This window comes from Pseudomonas sp. GM21, assembly GCF_000282215.1.
Classification (GTDB): Bacteria; Pseudomonadota; Gammaproteobacteria; order Pseudomonadales; family Pseudomonadaceae; genus Aquipseudomonas.
Map to the genome: position 1 here is coordinate 1 of NZ_AKJS01000173.1, position 1677 is coordinate 1677.

The 1677-nt window shown below is 54.5% G+C and carries 1 protein-coding gene; it reads left to right on the plus strand.

All coding sequences use genetic code 11. The features are described 5' to 3' along the window. Positions 1-73: 73 nt before the first annotated feature. Complete coding sequence (locus PMI22_RS03300) at positions 74-1504, plus strand: IS1182 family transposase (protein ID WP_007948727.1); 1431 nt, start codon at positions 74-76, stop codon at positions 1502-1504. Positions 1505-1677: the final 173 nt, after the last annotated feature.

Sequence of the window (1677 nt, forward strand, 5' to 3'; positions counted from 1 at the left end):
GGCCCAGAGTGTGTAAAAACACCTTCGCGAACCCTTGCTATGATTTCTGAGGAATTCATCGCAGGGATCGCCCATGAAGCGCTTTATCCAAGGTGAACATCGAGGCCAAGGCACCTTACTTCCCGAAAGCCTCGACGACTACGTCAGCGATACCAATCCGGTGCGCGTAGTCGACGTCTTTGTCGACGAACTTGACATGGGTAAGCTGGGTTTTGAAGGCGTCACTCCCGCCAATACGGGGCGACCTGCATACCATCCCGCGATCCTGCTGAAGATCTACATATACGGCTACCTCAACCGCATTCAATCAAGCCGGCGCCTGGAGCGAGAAGCCCAGCGCAACATCGAATTGATGTGGCTGACTGGTCGCTTGATGCCGGACTTCAAAACCATCGCCAATTTTCGCAAAGACAATGGCAAGGCCATCCGCGGGGTCTGCCGTCAATTTGTGGTGCTGTGCCAGCAACTGGGATTGTTCTCGGAAGCGCTTGTTGCCATCGATGGCAGCAAGTTCAAGGCGGTCAACAATCGGGATCGGAATTTCACCAGTGCCAAGCTTCGACGGCGAATGGAGGAAATTGAGTCCAGTATCAATCGCTACCTGACCGCACTTGATACCGCAGATCGTCAGGAGCCTTCCGTTGCCCAGGCCAAAGCCGAACGCCTCCATGACAAGATCGAGGTCTTGAAAGCCAAGATGCAGGAGCTCAAGGAAGTCGAGGTACAGCTAAACGAAACGCCGGATAAACAGATCTCGCTAACCGATCCTGATGCTCGCTCGATGAAGACACGAGGAACAGGGGTGGTCGGCTACAACGTCCAGACTGCAGTTGATGCGAAGCACCACCTGATCGTGGCGCACGAGGTAACGAATGATGGCGTTGATCGAGACCAACTGAGCTCGATGGCCAAGCACGCACGAGTGGCCATGGGTGTCGAAGAACTGTCGGCAGTCGCTGACAGAGGGTATTTCAAAGGCGAAGAAATCCTGGCGTGCCATGAGGCTGGAATTACCGTTTTCGTGCCCAAGACACTGACCTCGGGAGCGAAAGCGGCTGGCCGCTTCGGCAAAGATGATTTCATCTATGACGCCTCAACGAACGAATATCGATGCCCAGCTGGGCAAAGCTTGATCTGGCGATTCTCAAGTGTTGAGAAAGGGCTGAAGCTGCATCGTTACTGGAGCTCGCACTGTCAGAATTGCGCGCTGAAGGAGCGCTGCACGCCCAGCTCTGAGCGGCGAGTTAGCCGCTGGGAGCATGAGTCGGTACTTGAGGCAATGCAGCATCGCCTTGATCAAGCACCAGAAATGATGCGAATCCGCCGCCAAACAGTGGAGCATCCCTTCGGCACACTGAAGTCCTGGATGGGGGCCACGCACTTCCTTACCAAAACCCTCGACCGGGTGAGCACCGAGATGAGTCTGCATATACTCGCCTACAACTTCAAACGGGTGCTACGGCTGTTGGGCAGTGATGGCTTGAAGGCGGCAATGAAGGCCTGAGGCCTTTTTAACGCAGCGATTACTGCATCTAGCAGGCACTCACTGGGCAAGTCCCGATCAATACCAACAACACTGATTTGGCTTGATCGAGGCCTCTAGAGACCTACAGTGCAGCGAAAAACTGCCAATTACCCAAATCTCTGCACCCATAGTGTTTTTACACACTCTGGGCC

What these genes read in the sequence shown, in the direction of transcription:
- PMI22_RS03300 (WP_007948727.1), top strand. Translation starts at nt 74, where the DNA reads ATGAAGCGCTTTATCCAAGGTGAACATCGAGGCCAAGGCACCTTACTT.